General features: G+C 66.7%; 16 protein-coding genes. 1 reads left to right on the plus strand and 15 read right to left on the minus strand.

Annotated features, from left to right (window positions below):
- Position 1 precedes the first annotated feature (1 nt).
- From secD to ruvC, 5 genes are all read right to left on the minus strand, one after another.
- Entirely contained in the window at positions 2–1882 is a 1881-nt protein-coding gene (secD, locus tag E0E18_RS02530) for a protein translocase subunit SecD (protein WP_130839258.1), read from the minus strand.
- 135 nt (positions 1883–2017) lie between these two features.
- Positions 2018–2530 carry a preprotein translocase subunit YajC gene (gene yajC / locus E0E18_RS02535; RefSeq protein WP_110481372.1) on the minus strand — a complete coding sequence of 171 codons (513 nt, stop codon included), beginning with the start codon at positions 2528–2530 and terminating at the stop codon, positions 2018–2020.
- 102 nt (positions 2531–2632) lie between these two features.
- On the minus strand, positions 2633–3706 hold the full coding sequence (gene ruvB, locus E0E18_RS02540; RefSeq protein ID WP_130839259.1) for a Holliday junction branch migration DNA helicase RuvB: 1074 nt from the start codon (positions 3704–3706) through the stop codon (positions 2633–2635).
- A 15-nt stretch (positions 3707–3721) separates the two neighbouring features.
- Positions 3722–4342: a Holliday junction branch migration protein RuvA gene (ruvA, locus tag E0E18_RS02545; RefSeq protein ID WP_066588597.1), complete on the minus strand. Its 621-nt coding sequence runs from the start codon at positions 4340–4342 to the stop codon at positions 3722–3724.
- Entirely contained in the window at positions 4339–4917 is a 579-nt protein-coding gene (gene ruvC, locus E0E18_RS02550; RefSeq protein ID WP_202616683.1) for a crossover junction endodeoxyribonuclease RuvC, read from the minus strand. Before ruvC ends, ruvA begins: the two co-directional genes overlap by 4 nt.
- Before the next feature lie 128 nt (positions 4918–5045).
- Here ruvC and E0E18_RS02555 point away from each other — a divergent pair, with 128 nt between their 5' ends.
- The gene (locus E0E18_RS02555) at positions 5046–5468 is read left to right on the plus strand and encodes a DUF3817 domain-containing protein (RefSeq protein ID WP_130839260.1); all 423 of its coding nucleotides are present in this window, start codon (positions 5046–5048) and stop codon (positions 5466–5468) included.
- A gap of 78 nt (positions 5469–5546) precedes the next feature.
- Here the strand turns inward: E0E18_RS02555 and E0E18_RS02560 are convergent, their stop codons facing one another.
- From E0E18_RS02560 to thrS, 10 genes are all read right to left on the minus strand, one after another.
- Positions 5547–6302 (minus strand): YebC/PmpR family DNA-binding transcriptional regulator, encoded by a 756-nt coding sequence (locus tag E0E18_RS02560; protein WP_066588591.1) that lies wholly within the window; start codon positions 6300–6302, stop codon positions 5547–5549.
- Positions 6303–6418: 116 nt separating this feature from the next.
- Positions 6419–7096 carry a pyridoxal 5'-phosphate synthase glutaminase subunit PdxT gene (gene pdxT, locus E0E18_RS02565; RefSeq protein WP_130841148.1) on the minus strand — a complete coding sequence of 226 codons (678 nt, stop codon included), beginning with the start codon at positions 7094–7096 and terminating at the stop codon, positions 6419–6421.
- Between the two features lie 107 nt (positions 7097–7203).
- Positions 7204–8106: an acyl-CoA thioesterase gene (locus E0E18_RS02570; RefSeq protein ID WP_066588588.1), complete on the minus strand. Its 903-nt coding sequence runs from the start codon at positions 8104–8106 to the stop codon at positions 7204–7206.
- Between the two features lie 3 nt (positions 8107–8109).
- A complete protein-coding gene (gene pdxS, locus E0E18_RS02575; RefSeq protein ID WP_066589922.1) occupies positions 8110–9006 on the minus strand; it encodes a pyridoxal 5'-phosphate synthase lyase subunit PdxS in 897 nt (298 codons plus the stop codon).
- 223 nt (positions 9007–9229) lie between these two features.
- Entirely contained in the window at positions 9230–9706 is a 477-nt protein-coding gene (locus tag E0E18_RS02580; RefSeq protein ID WP_110481368.1) for a hypothetical protein, read from the minus strand.
- Positions 9703–10854, minus strand: coding sequence for a glycosyltransferase family 4 protein (locus tag E0E18_RS02585; RefSeq protein ID WP_066588575.1), 1152 nt, complete (start codon positions 10852–10854; stop codon positions 9703–9705). Before E0E18_RS02585 ends, E0E18_RS02580 begins: the two co-directional genes overlap by 4 nt.
- On the minus strand, positions 10851–11786 hold the full coding sequence (locus E0E18_RS02590; protein ID WP_130839261.1) for a phosphatidylinositol mannoside acyltransferase: 936 nt from the start codon (positions 11784–11786) through the stop codon (positions 10851–10853). The genes E0E18_RS02585 and E0E18_RS02590 overlap by 4 nt, the downstream gene beginning before the upstream one ends.
- Before the next feature lie 54 nt (positions 11787–11840).
- Complete coding sequence (gene pgsA / locus E0E18_RS02595; RefSeq protein ID WP_130839262.1) at positions 11841–12515, minus strand: phosphatidylinositol phosphate synthase; 675 nt, start codon at positions 12513–12515, stop codon at positions 11841–11843.
- Positions 12515–13084, minus strand: coding sequence for an HIT family protein (locus E0E18_RS02600; protein WP_066588550.1), 570 nt, complete (start codon positions 13082–13084; stop codon positions 12515–12517). The genes pgsA and E0E18_RS02600 overlap by 1 nt, the downstream gene beginning before the upstream one ends.
- Positions 13068–15056 (minus strand): threonine--tRNA ligase, encoded by a 1989-nt coding sequence (thrS, locus tag E0E18_RS02605; protein WP_237559784.1) that lies wholly within the window; start codon positions 15054–15056, stop codon positions 13068–13070. The genes E0E18_RS02600 and thrS overlap by 17 nt, the downstream gene beginning before the upstream one ends.
- Between the last annotated feature and the right edge of the window lie 97 nt (positions 15057–15153).

Below are 15153 nucleotides of genomic sequence, written 5' to 3' on the forward strand. Positions count from 1 at the left end.
GTCACTTCTCCTCTCCGGTGGTGGCGTCCTTGTCCGTGGCAGGGGTGTCGGCGCCCCCCGTGTCGTTCTGCCCGTCGGTGACGGGCGTGTCCTTCTGCCCGTCAGACGAGACCGTGGCAGCTGCACTCTCACGGGCCCTGCGCCTCTCCGCGGCACGGAACGCGGAATGCAGTCCGTTGAGGCGGGGGCTGGCGAAAGCCTCCCTGCGGGAGACCAGGATCACCAGCGGAGCAGTGACGAGGAAGGCGATGACCACGTCGAACACCGTGGTCAGTCCGAGAGTGAAGGCGAAGCCCTTGACGTTGCCGACAGCGACGAAGTAGAGCACCAGGGACGCCACGAGGGACACCACGTTACCGGTGATGATCGTCGCACGTGCCCGCTTCCACGCTCGCGGCGCAGCGGAACGGAAGGTCGAACCCCTGTGGATCTCGTCCTTGATCCTCTCGAAGTAGACGACGAAAGAGTCCGCCGTTGTACCGATACCGATGATCAGACCGGCGACACCGGCGAGATCGAGACTGTAGTTGATCCAACGACCCAGCAGCACCAGACCGCCGTAGATCAGGATGCCCGAGGTCACCAGGGACAGCAGGGCGATGATGCCGAGACCCCGGTAGTAGGCCAGGGCGTAGACCGCCACGATGGCCAGGCCGATGGCACCGGCGATGAGACCGGCCTTCAGGGACGCCGAGCCCATCGTCGCGGAAATGGTCTCGGCGGTGCCGCCCTTCTCCCCGTTCTCACCGGTGAAGCTCAACGGGAGTGCACCGTACTTCAGGTTGTTGGCGAGGTCTCTGGCTTCCTGCTCGGTGAAGTCACCGGTGATCTGGGTCCCCTGACCGACCGGGGTGGGGCTCTGGATCGTCGGAGCGGAGATCACCCGGCTGTCCAGGGTGATCGCGATCTGGCTGCCCATGTACTGGGTTGTCAGGTCCGCCCAGGTCTCACTGCCGGGGGTGGAGGCCCCCTGCTTGAACCCGAAGGTCACGACCATCTGGTTGGTCTGGCTGTCCAGCCCGCCGAAGATGTTGGAGTTCGGGTCGATCATGTCACCGGTCAGGCGACGGGCATCGGGGCCGTCGGTCTCACCTTTGAGCAGCGGAGCCGGGTCGAGCAGCATCGGACTTCCGTCGTCACTGCATGTCACCAGCGGCTTCGCGGGGTCGTCGGCGCCGGCCAGAGGATCGTCGGGGGCGTCACAGGCCAGCAGGAGGGCAGCGGAGTTCTGGGTGTTCGGGTCGGTGGACTGCCGGTCGGTCTTCAGCACCTCGACCATCTCGTTGCGACGGTCGGTCTCCTCGATGGAGTTCGCCGGAGGCTCGGGTGCCTTCACGGTGACGGTGGGTGCCTTGTCCGGGACGGTGATTCCCTGCGCGCCCTTGAGATTCGTTGTCGCGTCCGACAGGTGGGTGTTCGCCTCGTCAACGGTGAGAATACCGTTCTCCACCCAGCGGTTCGCCATGTCGGTGAGGGTTCCGAAAAGCTTGCCGTCGGGGTTGCTTCCGGTACCCACCGGGCGGAACAGCAGCTGCGAGGTCTGGCCGAGGGAGCGTGCCTGGGAGGAGTCCTCCCCCGGGACAGTGATGACCAGGGTGTCGCCGTCGGTGACGACCTGGGCCCCGGAGACCCCCATGCCGTTGACACGGTTCTCCAGGATCCGACGGGCCTGCTCCAGCTGGGAGTCGGAGGGGTTGCCGCCCTGGGGCACCAGCGTGACTCGGGTGCCGCCCTGCAGGTCGATGCCGAGTTTCGGTTCGGCTTTCCTGTCTCCGGTGAAGAAGACCAGACTGTAGATGACGACCACGAGGGCGAGGAAGAAGAACAGTGCCTTGACGGGCCACTTCCTCGCCCTGGCGGCTGCTGCACCCGTTGAGCTCACGCTTGTTTCTCCTGGGGTTCGAGAGGACTGCGGACACGAGGCCGCGCACGCCACCGGTGGTGAAGTACGGGCAACCCCGGAGAGTTTAGACCCTCATCCTGGCAGGAGACCACAGCCGGTCCCCCGGTGGCGGGGTCAACGCCGGTTGTCGTTGTCCTCGTCGTCGCCGTCGTTGCCGCCCGTCCCGCCCCCGTGTGAGCCGTCTGTCCCGTCTGTGTTCCCCGTGCCCCGGTCACTGTCGGCGGAGTCACCACGGTCGCCGGTGCCGGAACCTGCGGCTCCTGTGGCGGTGCCGGTGTCGAGTGAGGACAGGTCGTCGGGGACCCGGCCCACTCCACCGTCGAAGTCGGCGGCACCGGTGAGGTGGTCGGCTTCAGCTGTTCCGGGGTCCACGGCGTCGACGAGCTTGAGGACTGCGGCCCTCTCCCAGGTGGTGACGATCCCGGGTGAGACCTCGATGTCCACGGTGGTCTCACCGACCGAGACAATCCGTCCGTGAAGCCCGGAGGTCAGCTGGACGACCATGCCGGGGGTCAGACTGGACTGGAAGGACCGTATCTCCCCGATCTGCCGGGACTGCTTCCTCATCTGCAGCAGCGGCAGGCCCAGGAAAACGAGGACGACGAGTATGAGAAGAATGAATTCCATGCGGGCCAGTCTGCCACAGACCCGCCGGAGGCCCGCAGACAGGGTTCACGCCGTTCACTGACGCGACGCGGCCGGGGCTGTTTTTCTTTTCCCGCCGGACAACTACGGGATCGGCGGTTCCAGCCCGAGATGACGCCACGCCGCTGGAGTGGCGATCCGTCCACGGGCGGTCCTGGCGACCATGCCGGCACGCACAAGGTAGGGCTCGCACACCTCCTCGACGGTGGACGGTTCCTCCCCCACCGCCACGGCCAGGGTGTTCACCCCGACAGGTCCTCCACCGTGGACACGCACCAGGGAATCGAGCACCGCCCGGTCCAGCCGGTCCAGACCCAGCTCGTCGACGTCGAAGACCACCAGGGCAGCCCTGGCGACTTCCACCGTGATCCTGCCGTCAGAACGCACGTCGGCGTAGTCCCGGACCCGTCGCAACAGCCTGTTGGCGATGCGCGGCGTTCCCCGGGACCGTGAGGCGATCTCGGCCGCGGCGTCCGCGGTGATATCGACGTCGAGGATACGGGCGGCACGGGTGACGACCCTGGTCAGGTCGGCGGTCCCGTAGAACTCCATCTGCGCGGTGAAACCGAACCTGTCCCGCAGCGGCCCGGTGAGCATTCCCGCCCTGGTCGTCGCGCCGACGAGGGTGAACGGGGGAAGCTCGATGGGGATGGACGTCGCCCCCGGGCCCTTGCCGACGATCACGTCGATCCGGAAATCCTCCATCGCCATGTAGAGCATTTCTTCGGCCGGACGTGCCATCCGGTGGATCTCGTCGATGAACAGGACATCGCCCTCCATGAGGTTCGACAGCATCGCGGCCAGGTCCCCCGCGCGCTCCAAGGCAGGGCCGGAGGTCATCCGCAAGGCGGTACCGAGCTCCTGGGCGATGATCATCGCCATGGTGGTCTTGCCCAGACCCGGCGGTCCCGCCAACAGGACATGGTCAGGGACGACTCCACGGGAACGGGCACCGCCGAGCACCAGGTCAAGCTGACTGCGGACCTTGGGTTGACCGATGAACTCCCCGAGCGACCGGGGACGCAACGACAGTTCGGCGTCCCCGTCATCCGGCAGCTGCGCAGCCGACAGGTCAGCGTTCGGCCCCGCACCCGACGGGGGGACGCCACCAGCTGACATCCCTCCGAGATCGAACTCGGTCCTCTCGATGTCTCCCATGCCCGTCTCCTTCCGCTACTGTTCTCGCCCGAGCCGGGCCAGTGCGCCCCGCAGAAGGGCCGAGGCGTCGGACGCCGCCCCCGGATCCTCGTCTGCCATGGCAGCGACCACCTCCGATGACCGCTCCTCCGGGAAACCGAGCCCCGACAGTGCCTCGACAACCCGGTCCCGGACCACCGGGTCGATCCCCTCCGCGACAGCCGGGGTCTCCCTGCGGGGTACCGCAGGTCCGGCGTAGGCGTCCAGTTTGCCCTTCAGGTCCACCGCCATGCGTTCGGCGAGACGTTTGCCCACCCCCGGGGCCCGCTGGAGGGTCTTCACGTCACCCTCCGCGACGGCTGCGGCGATCTCCACCGGGGTGAGCACGGACAGCAGGGCCATCGCCATCCTCGCCCCGACGCCGGACACACTCTGCACCAGGGTGAACAGTTCCCTGCTCGCAGCGTCCGGAAAGGCGTACAGGGTCTGGGAATCCTCCCTGACCACCATGGAGGTCAGTACCCTGACCGTCTCCCCTCTGGGAAGACCCGCCAGGGTCCGTGCCGTTGCCTGGCACAGGTAGCCGACCCCCGCGCATTCAATGACCACGTGGTCCGTTCCCTTGTCAAGCACCGTTCCGTGCAGGGATGCGATCAACGACGTCCACTCCTCGTCTTTTCAGGTGTTGTCCCGCCGCGCACCCGGGAAGCCTGTCCAAGTTCTGCGGTGCGCGCGATGAACGGGGCACGCCAGCAGTGGCAGACCGCGAGGGCGAGGGCATCGGCGGCGTCCGCAGGCTTCGGAGGTTCAGCGAGCCCCAGGATCCGCGTGACCATGCTGGTCATCTGGCGCTTGTCTGCGCGACCGTTCCCGGTCAGGGCCTTCTTCGCCTCGCTGGGAGTGTACTGGTGCACCTCCAGGCCACGTCGGGCGGCCGCGAGCATGAGGACACCGACAGCGTGGGCGGTGTTCATCACGGTGGAGACGTTGCCACGTTCGAAGACCCGCTCAATCGCCACGACATCCGGGCGGTAGTCGTCCATCCACTCCTCGACGGCGGAGGACAACCTGAGCAACCGGACCGACAACGGAGCATCATGCGGGGTACGGACCACACCGACCGCCACCGGCAGCACCGACCGGCCGTGACCGCCCTGGACCACCGACAGCCCGCAGCGGGTAAGGCCCGGGTCTATGCCCATCACCCGCAGTCCCTGCAGTTCAGCCACCATGATCTCCACTTCCGTACCGTTGCACCACCGCCGGCGATCATAGCACAGGTGTGCGATATCCCCGTGAGGTGAACGTCACTTACAGGGCAGGTGGACTCCTCAGGGTCCTCGGGTAGGATCATGTCCCGATGAAACCACAGAAGATCTACCGCATCGTCGCCGACATCGAGGCCGTGACCTGGGCACTCCTCATTTTCGGCATGCTCCTCAAGTACGCTTTCGTCGTCACCGAAGTCGGGGTGAAGATCGCCGGTCCTGTCCACGGCCTGGCCTTCATCAGCTTCATTGTCCTGACGGTCCTCGTGTGGGCGAACAACCGCTGGTCACCGCTGCGCGGTCTCGTCGGTCTGGCCAGTGCCGTCCTGCCGTTCTGCACCGTCCCATTCGAACGCTCCTCGGCGAAGGCCGGTGCCCTCGACGGTGACTGGCGTGCGGACAACCCCCTGACCGCACCGCTGACCGGTCACCCTCGGCTCGCCGCAGGAGTTCTCGGAGGCGGCGTCCTCGTCATCTTCGCTGTCATGCTCGTCATCGGCGGGCCTTTCGGCTGAGAGGCCCCCTGACCCCGGGGCAGTTCCGTGCCGGTCCCGGGCCATTCCCGTGCCGACCCCGGGACTAAGTCGCTCTGGTCACTCCGCGTCGAGTTCTGCGAGGACCTCGTCAGAAACGTCCATGTTGGTGTAGACGTCCTGGACGTCGTCCGATTCCTCCAGCGCGTCAATCAGGCGGAGGATCTTCCTCGCACCGTCGGCGTCCAGGGGCACCTCGACCTCGGCCCGGTAGTCCGGGTCCGCGGAATCGTAGTCGATGCCGGCCTCGGTCAGTGCAGCTCGCACGGTGCTGAGGTCGGCGAGGTCGCAGACCACCTCGAACTTGTCACCGAGGTCGTTGACCTCCTCGGCGCCGGCATCGAGGACCGCCATCAGAAGGTCGTCCTCGGTGTTGTCGCCCTTGTCCAGGATGATGACACCCTTGCGGTTGAACATGTAGGACACCGATCCGGCGTCCGCCATGTTGCCCCCGTTCTTGTTCATCGCGGTGCGCACATCCGTCGTCGCACGGTTGCGGTTGTCCGTCAGGCACTCGATGAGCATGGCCACACCGTTGGGTCCATAACCCTCGTAGACGATGGTCTCCCAGTCTGAGCCGCCGGCCTCCTCACCGGAGCCGCGCTTGCGGGCGCGCTCGATGTTGTCGTTGGGCACGGAGGCCTTCTTGGCCTTCTTGATCATGTCGTCCAACGTCGGGTTGGCCGACGGATCACCACCACCGGTCCGGGCTGCGACCTCGATGTTCTTGATCAGCTTCGCGAACTCCTTGCCGCGTTTGGCGTCGTTCGCAGCCTTCTTGTGCTTGGTCGTCGCCCATTTCGAGTGGCCGCTCATCGGATACCTGCTCTTCCTCGGTCGATTTCTGTCGTCACCATAGTAGTCCACCCCCGCCTGTTTCCCGTCGACAGGTGACGGTATTCCACCCGTGCACCGCACACCCTTCCACAGGGTCAGGCGGAGCCGGGACCGGACGCCACAGATTCGAGGAACAGGCGGTGCATCCGGGTGTCCCCGGTCAGTTCCGGGTGGAAGGAGATCCCCAGGACAGAGCCCTGACGTACCGCGACAACGGCACCGTCGGAGACGCCGGCGGTTCTGTCGTCCACCCGTGCCAGGACCTCGACCCCCTCTCCCACCCTCTCGACCCGCGGAGCCCGGATGAACACCGCATGGACCGGGGCAGGCCGGCCGGCCACGGCGGCAGGCAGGTCGGCAGGGTCGGTCGTGCCGGCAGGGTCGGCAGTGACATCTGTGATTCCTGTGACCTGCAGATCAGTCTCGAAGGAATCGACCTGCCGGCCGAAGGCGTTACGGCGCACCGACACATCCAGTGCTCCGAGACACAGGGCGTCCTCGCGGGTGTCCAGGATCTCCGAACCCAGCATGATCAGTCCTGCACAGGTGCCGAAGGCGGGCAACCCCTCGGCGAGCAGGCCACGCAGTGGTCCGATCATTCCGGAGATCTCCAGCAGTTTCGACATGGTCGTTGACTCCCCGCCCGGCAGCACGAGCCCGTCCAGACCGTCGAGCTGGCTGCGTCGACGGACCAGCCTGGTCTCCACACCGAGGCTACGCAGTGCACGCTCATGCTCGGAGACCCCTCCCTGCACCGCCAGGACACCGATCAGCGTGTGCGGGGCCGGTGCGGAGACCGCAGAACCTGTGACCTCCGCAGTGTCGGCCGGGTCTCCGGCCCGCTGTCCCGTGGCGTCCTGCAGACCGACCCGCCGCACCCTCACCGGCCGGTCTCCTTGAGAGGCATGGCCTGCCTGCCCGGAGCAAGGGTGCGGGTCAGCCCCTCCTGGGTCACCGAAGCGACCAGGTCACCCTGCTGGTTGAAGATCCTGCCCGTGGTCAACGCCCGACCTCCGTGCGCCGACGGCGACGTCTGGTCGTAGAGCAGCCACTCGTCGGCGCGGAACGGCCGCATGAACCACATGGCGTGGTCCAGGGAGGCCTCCTGGACCTCCTCACCACGGTGGGGAACCGTCGCCGATCCCAGCAGGGTCATGTCGGACATGTACGCCAGGGTGCAGATGTGGAAGGTCTCGTCGTCCGGGAGGGGAAGCCGGGAGCGGAACCACACCACCTGCTGGGACGCCGCATAAGGGTCGTGGTCGAACTGGTCCGGGGGCACGATGCGGATGTCCCAGTCCTCCCAGTCCTTGGCGAACGCCCGGGTCGACGGCCGGGTGTCCGACAGATCCTGGACGATGTCCTCCGGACGGGGTACTTTGCGCATCGTGTTGGAGTGCTCCGGGCCGTGGTCGTCACGGACGTGGAAGCTGGCCTGCATGAGGAACAGTGTGCGTCCGTCCTGCACGGCCTTGACCGACCGGACCCGGAAGGACCTGCCGTCACGGACGTTCTCCACGAGGAAGATGATCGGACGGTCCGAGTCACCGGGGCCGACGAAGTAGCCGTGGAGCGAGTGCACCCGGTACTCCGGGCCGACTGTGCGGGTCGCGGCCACGAGGGCCTGGGACGCCACCTGTCCACCGAAGGTGCGGCTCAACGCGGAGGGTATGACCTGCCCGCGGTAGATCCCGGTGTCGATGCGCTCCAGGTCGAGCACATCGGTGATCCGGGGACGCCGTTGCGTCGGTGCGTCCCGTCGTCCCGGTTCGGTGGACGTCATTGTTTACCAGCCTCTCTCCGCCAGCCTGTGCGGCTGCGGAATCTCGTCGACGTTGATTCCGACCATCGCCTCGCCCAGGCCCCGTGAGACCTTGGCGATCTCGGCCGGATCATCGTAGTTGAGGGTGGCCTGGACAATCGCCTTCGCGCGCTTGACCGGGTCACCCGACTTGAAGATTCCGGAGCCGACGAAAACTCCCTCGGCCCCGAGCTGCATCATCATGGCGGCATCGGCCGGAGTGGCGATCCCGCCCGCGGTGAACAGCACCACAGGGAGTCTACCTGCAGCGGCCACCTCACACACGAGTTCATAGGGTGCCTGCAGCTCCTTGGCCGCCACGTACAGTTCATCGGGGGCCATGGACCGCAGGCGGTTGATCTCGGCCCGGATGGTGCGCATGTGCGTCACCGCGTTGGACACGTCCCCGGTACCGGCCTCTCCCTTGGACCGGATCATTGCCGCGCCTTCGTTGATGCGCCGCAGGGCCTCACCGAGATTGGTCGCACCACAGACGAAAGGCACGGTGAACCCGAACTTGTCGATGTGGTTGCTGTAGTCGGCGGGAGTGAGGACCTCGGATTCGTCGATGAAGTCCACGCCGAGGCTCTGGAGCACCTGCGCCTCGACGAAATGGCCGATGCGCGCCTTGGCCATGACGGGGATGCTCACCGCGTCGATGATCCCCTCGATCATGTCCGGGTCGGACATACGGGAGACCCCGCCCTGCGCCCGGATGTCGGCGGGGACCCGCTCAAGTGCCATCACGGCGGTGGCTCCGGCGTCCTCGGCGATCTTCGCCTGATCGGGGGTGACGACGTCCATGATGACGCCGCCCTTGAGCATGTCGGCCAGCCCGCGCTTGACGCGTCCGGTTCCTGTGGTCTGGGTGCTTTCGCCCATCGCGATGGTCCTCACTGTCGGTGTCTGGGATTCTGTGCGTGCCTGACTGTGTCTGACTGTGTCTGCAGGTCACGCACGTCCGGTACCGGGGACCGCCGGATCCGGGGCATGCTCTTCCACACACCGTCGGATTGTCCTAGGACAGTTCCTTTCCCGTCTACCCGGGAGATGATAATGGCCTAGGCCAAAATTGGGAAGCCGCGGGCGGGATCCGTCACCACGACTACTGCGAACTGTCCCCCACCGACATCGCCTCATAGTAGGCGGGCAAGGGTGCCGACCCCGCCAGACGGAACACCCTGACCACCGGACGCGACCGGAGCCCCAGGGTGTCCCCCACGGCATCGTTGTAGAACCGGGCGGCAAGATCGACCTTCGTCGACGCGGCGACGAACGACGGGCTCGCGATGTCCTCCCGGTCCAGCTCCTGCAGCAGCACATTCTCGGCGTCCGACCTGGCACCCATGTCCTCGGCACGCAGTGCCAGCCCGCCGGCCCGGCTGACCGCCGGCAGCAGGTCCGGCCGCAGCACCCCGATCACCGCGGCACGGGCCTGCAGCGCACCCTCCAGATTCACCCGGGCCGAATCAGTCCGGATGTGCAGACGGTTGAGCCGGGAAGCGAGTCCCGACAACCAGATACCGACCACCACGACCACCGCGACGGCCACCACCGCGACAAGAAGCCACCCGGGAATCATGACGGCACAACCTTCCTGCCGGGGGTGACCACCGTCTCGTAGACCTGCTCGACCCTGGTGGTCACGGTCTGCCAGTCGAAGTCCCGGGCACGCCGCGTCCCCCGGACCGTCAGTTCACGGCGCCCCCCGGTATCGGAGAACAGTTCGACGACCGTCCTCGCCAGATCCCGGGACGAACCGTTGGCGAACAGTCTTCCCGCCCGACCACGGTCGGTGACCGCGGCGAAAGCGGGGATGTCGCTGGCTACCACCGCCGCACCGGCGGCCATCGCCTCGACCAGGACGATGCCGAAACTCTCACCACCGGTGTTCGGTGCGACATAGACGTCGGACGCCGCGAGTGCCGCAGCCTTGTCCGCGTCACTGACCCTGCCCAGGATCCTCACAGTGGGACGGGTGCTGCCGTCACCGACCCGGGAGACGCCCTCCCGTCGGAGCACCTCGTGAAGCTCCGTGACATCCCCGCCGCCGGCGACGACGACCTCCAGATCCGGCACAGCCGCCAGTATCCGGGGCAGCGCCCGCAGAAGTACGGGGAACCCCTTGCGCGGTTCCCCGAACCGGCCGAGGAACATCAGGCGGGGCCGGTCGGGGTCCAGTTCCGGCATCGGTTCGGCGGACCGGTACATCGCCGTGTCCACCCCGTTGGGGATGAGGACGGGATCCCCTGACAGCATCTCCACCTGCCACCGACGGGCCTCCTCGGACACCGCGATGCCCGCGTGGATCTTCTCCAGGTACGGCCTGAGCACGGGCAGGAAGGTCCGTAGTACCCGCGACCCGCTCGCCGAGGCGTGGTAGGTGGCCACCAGCGGCCCGTCAGCCTCTGCCAGGGTGATCATCGAGTAGCTCGGGGAGTTCGGTTCGTGGATGTGGACCAGGTCGAAGTCGTGCTCACCGATCCAGCGGCGCAGGTGCCGCCACGTGCGCGGGCCGAAGGCCAGCCGGGCCACTGAACCGTTGTACGGGATCGAGACGACCCCTCTTCCCAACTCGACGAAGTCGGGCACGTCCGCGGCGTCACTGCCGGGGCCGATGAGACTGACCTCGTGCCCACGGCGCTGCAGTTCCTCGCACAGTTCGATGGCGTGGATCTGCACCCCGCCGGGCTCGTCGAAGGAATACGGGCAGACCATCCCTATCTTCACGGCCGGGTGTCCTCCAGCCCCAGGCGCCTGCGCCTGGACTCGGACAGGTCGCTGAACCACAGGGGCTGCAGCAGATGCCAGTCACAGGGATGCGCCGCGATGTTCTCGGCGAAGCGGTCCGCCTGTACCTGGACCATCTGCTCCAGCGGCAGGGAACTGTCGATCTCCTCGTCGATGACGAAGCCCCAGCCGTCCCCGGTGAAGTAGGAGTGCACCGGCATCACCGCGGCGCCGGTCTCCTGAGCCAGACGGCAGGAGCCGGCAGGCATGCTCGTACGCTCACCGAAGAAGTCGACCTCGACACCGTGTCCGGACAGGTCCCTCTCCCCCATCAGGCACACCACACCACCTGCCCGCAGGACCTCGCGCAGACGCCCGAAAGGCGGTTGTTCCCCTCCGGACAGTGGAAGAACCTCGAATCCGAGGGACTCCCTGAACTCCACGAAAGCCTCGAACAGGCTCTCCGGCTTCAGTCTCTCGGCCACCGTGGTGAACTGGCCGAAGGTGTTGACCAGCCAGACCCCCGCCATGTCCCAGTTTCCCGAGTGCGGGAGGGTGAGGACCACTCCGCGTCCCCGGTCACGGGCGGCGACGAAGCGTCTGATGTCCTCCGGGTCGAATCCGGCGTCCAGTTTCCGGGCCAGTTCAGGCCCGGCGATGGAGGGCAGTCGGAAGGCCTCCATCCAGTAGCGCATGTAGGAGCGCATGGAGTCCCGCACCAGGCGCCGGGTGACGTTGGCGTCCCCCACCACCCGGCCGAGGTTCGCCCGCAGCTGTTCGGGCCCTCGGCCGTGGTCGGAGACAACGTCCGCGATGATCTGGAAGGCCTTGGCCGCGACCGGTCCGGGGACTCTGCGCACCACCGTCCAGCCGGCCCGGTAGGCCAGGGACGTCAGTCTCTCCGACAGGGTCGGACGTTCGGGATCTGTCACGCGTGAGGTCCTCTCGTGCTCAGGATGGTGGGGCGCACACGGTTCGGGCGCCGGCTAACGCTCCGGGATGTCGGCGTCCGGAAATTCCTTCGCCCCCGTCGGCGCTGCGATGGTCTCCTGCGCCAGACTGGAGCGGGCGACGATGACCAGTCTCTCGACCACGGTGTACACCGACCCGACGGCGAGGATGATCAGTCCGCCGCCGAGGACGTAGGGGACGCCGAGACCGGACAACCCCAGTGCCACCAGACCGATGATCAGTCTTTCCGGACGTTCGATCAGACCACCGTCGACCTTGATCCCCGACGCCTCGGCCCGAGCCTTGACATAGGAGGTGACCTGGCTGGCGACCATGATCACCAGAGCACAGGCGAACAGTCCCCGGTACGGTTCGTGGTCGTGCTGGAAGGCCATCCACCAGGCGATGCACCCGAACAGGACGCCGTCGGTGATGCGGTCGCAGGTGGCGTCGAGGGTGGCGCCGAATCGGGTACCTCCCCCGCTCATCCGGGCCATTGTCCCGTCGATCATGTCACTGGCCACGGCGATGCCGAGCAGTACGGCGGCGGGGAAATGCCAGCCGGTGGGAATGAGTGCGACTGACAGCACCACGGCCAGGGTCGTCGAGACGATCGTCACCGTGTTCGGAGTCACCCCCCAGGACACCAGTCTCCGGGCGACGGGTTCAACCACCACCGCCGCGGGACGCCGTCCGCGCACACTCAGCATTACTCTGTCTCCTCTGCACCTTCGTCAAGTTCCTGCCATGCTGACGCCAGCAGCTCCCTGGTCTGCGCCAGCGCCTGGACCAGGACCTTCGTCCCGCCGATCACCGTCATGAAGTTCGCGTCACCGGTCCACCGCGGGACAATGTGCTGGTGCAGGTGGCCGGGAACCGACCCTCCTGACGCCCGTCCGAGGTTCATGCCGATGTTGACGGCGTCCGGGTCCGAGACCCGGCGCAGCACGCGCACCGCCTTCGCCGTGAACGCGGAGAACTCCACGGTCTCCGAGTCCGTGAGGTCCTCGTAGGAGGCGACCTTCCGGTACGGGATGACCATCATGTGACCAGGATTGTACGGGTACAGGTTGAGAATGCAGAACACCTCACGCCCCCGCGCCACGATCAGCCCGTCCTCGTCACTGCCCGAGGGCAGGTCCACGAACGGGTCCTCCGGACGGGTCTGCTCGGCGACATACAGTGACCTGTAGGGGGCCCACAGCCTGGTCAGACGGTCACCGACACCTGCCCCGTGGTCGGTCACCGTACCAGGCCGGCCGTCAGCGGAGCGCGTCAACGGCTTCCCCGGTCGGCTGATCGTTCCGGCGGGACGACACCCACTCGGCGATGATCCGCACGGCGTCCTCCTTCGGCACCCCGTTGACCTGTGTGCCGTCAAGGAAGCGGAAGCTCACCGCACCGGCTTCGACGTCCCGTGCCCCGGCGAGGAGCATGAACGGCACCTTGCCCGTGGTGTGGTTGCGGATCTTCTTCTGCATCCGGTCGTCAGAGGTGTCCACTGCGGCGCGGATGCCGTGACCCCGCAGTTCCGCGGTGACCCCCTCAAGGTACGGGATGAACTCGTCGGCGACCGGAATGCCGGTGACCTGGTGCGGGGCCAGCCATGCGGGGAAGGCACCGGCGTAGTGCTCCAGCAGGACGCCGAAGAACCTTTCGATCGAACCGAACAGGGCGCGGTGGATCATCACCGGGCGCTGCTTGGAACCGTCGGGGGCCGTGTACTCCAGGTCGAATCGTTCCGGAAGGTTGAAGTCCAGCTGCACCGTGGACATCTGCCAGGTACGGCCGATGGCGTCGCGGGCCTGGACGGAGATCTTCGGGCCGTAGAAGGCCGCGCCGGCCGGGTCAGGGACCAGGTCCAGTCCCGACCGCTCGGCGACCTCGCGCAGGGTGTCCGTCGCCTTCTCCCACACCTCGTCGGAACCGACGTACTTGTTCGGGTCCTTCGTCGACAGTTCCAGGTAGAAGTCGTCGAGACCGTAGTCCTTGAGCAGGGAGACGATGAACTCCAGCACGGTGGTCAGCTCGGTCTGCAGCTGGTCCTCCGTGCAGTAGATGTGGGCGTCATCCTGGGTGAATCCGCGGGCACGGGTCAGCCCGTGCACCACACCGGACTTCTCGTAGCGGTACACGGTGCCGAACTCGAACAACCGCAACGGCAGTTCACGGTACGACCTGCCCCGCGAGGCGAAGATGAGGTTGTGCATCGGGCAGTTCATCGGCTTCGCGTAGTAGTCGACGGCCTGGCGGGTGATGTTGCCGTCGGCGTCCCGCTCCTCGTCCAGCTTCATCGGAGGGAACATGCCGTCGGCGTACCAGTCGAGGTGCCCGGACTTCTTGAACAGGTCCCCCTTGGTGATGTGCGGGGTGTTGACGAAGGAGTAGCCCGCGGCGATGTGACGCCGGCGCGAATGCTCCTCCATCTCCATACGCACGGTGGCACCGTCCGGGTGGAAGACGGGGAAACCGGAGCCGATCTCGTCGGGGAAGCTGAACAGGTCCAGCTCGGCGCCGAGACGCCGGTGGTCCCGCTTCTCCGCCTCCTCGAGCATCGTCTGGTACTCGTCGAGAGCCTCTTTCGACTCCCATGCGGTCCCGTAGATGCGCTGCAGTCCGGGCTGGGACTGGTCACCGCGCCAGTACGCCGCCGAGGTACGGGTCAGGGCGAACGCGGGAATGTACCTGGTGGTCGGGACATGGGGACCACGGCACAGGTCATACCACTCCACCTCGCCGGTGCGCGGGTTCACGTTCGAGTAGGCCGTGAGCTCACCTTCGCCGACCTCGACCGAGGCGTCCCCCTCGGGGATGTCACCACGCGACTTGTCGTCGACCAGTTCCAGTTTGAAAGGCTCGTCGAGGTAGTCCTGCCGGGCGGCCTCCACGGAGGGGTAGGTGCGCCGCTCGAAGCGCTGACCGGACTTGATGATCTTCTTCATCGTCTTCTCGAGACGCTTCAGATCCTCAGGGGTGAACGGCTCGGCCGGTTCGAAGTCGTAGTAGAAACCGTCCTGGATCGCGGGGCCGATTCCGAGCTTCGTGCCGGGGAAGTCCTTCTGCACCGCCTGTGCCAGCACATGGGCGCAGGAGTGGCGGATGACGGAACGCCCCTCTTCGGTGTTCGCCGGCACCGCGGTGACCTCGGTGTCCGTGTCCGGAGTGAAGGCCAGGTCGCGGAGGTTGCCCTCGGCGTCCTTCACACAGACGATCGCCTCCGGCCCCTTGTTCGGCAGGTCCAGGGGGCGCATGGCCGCACCGGCGGACTCTCCGGCGGGAACGGTGAACGTCACCGTGGTGCCGGTGACCTCCGGGTTTCCGATTCCGTTGCCGGCGTCCAGTGCTGTT

This window comes from Corynebacterium neomassiliense (assembly GCF_900626215.1).
GTDB lineage: Bacteria > Actinomycetota > Actinomycetes > Mycobacteriales > Mycobacteriaceae > Corynebacterium > Corynebacterium neomassiliense.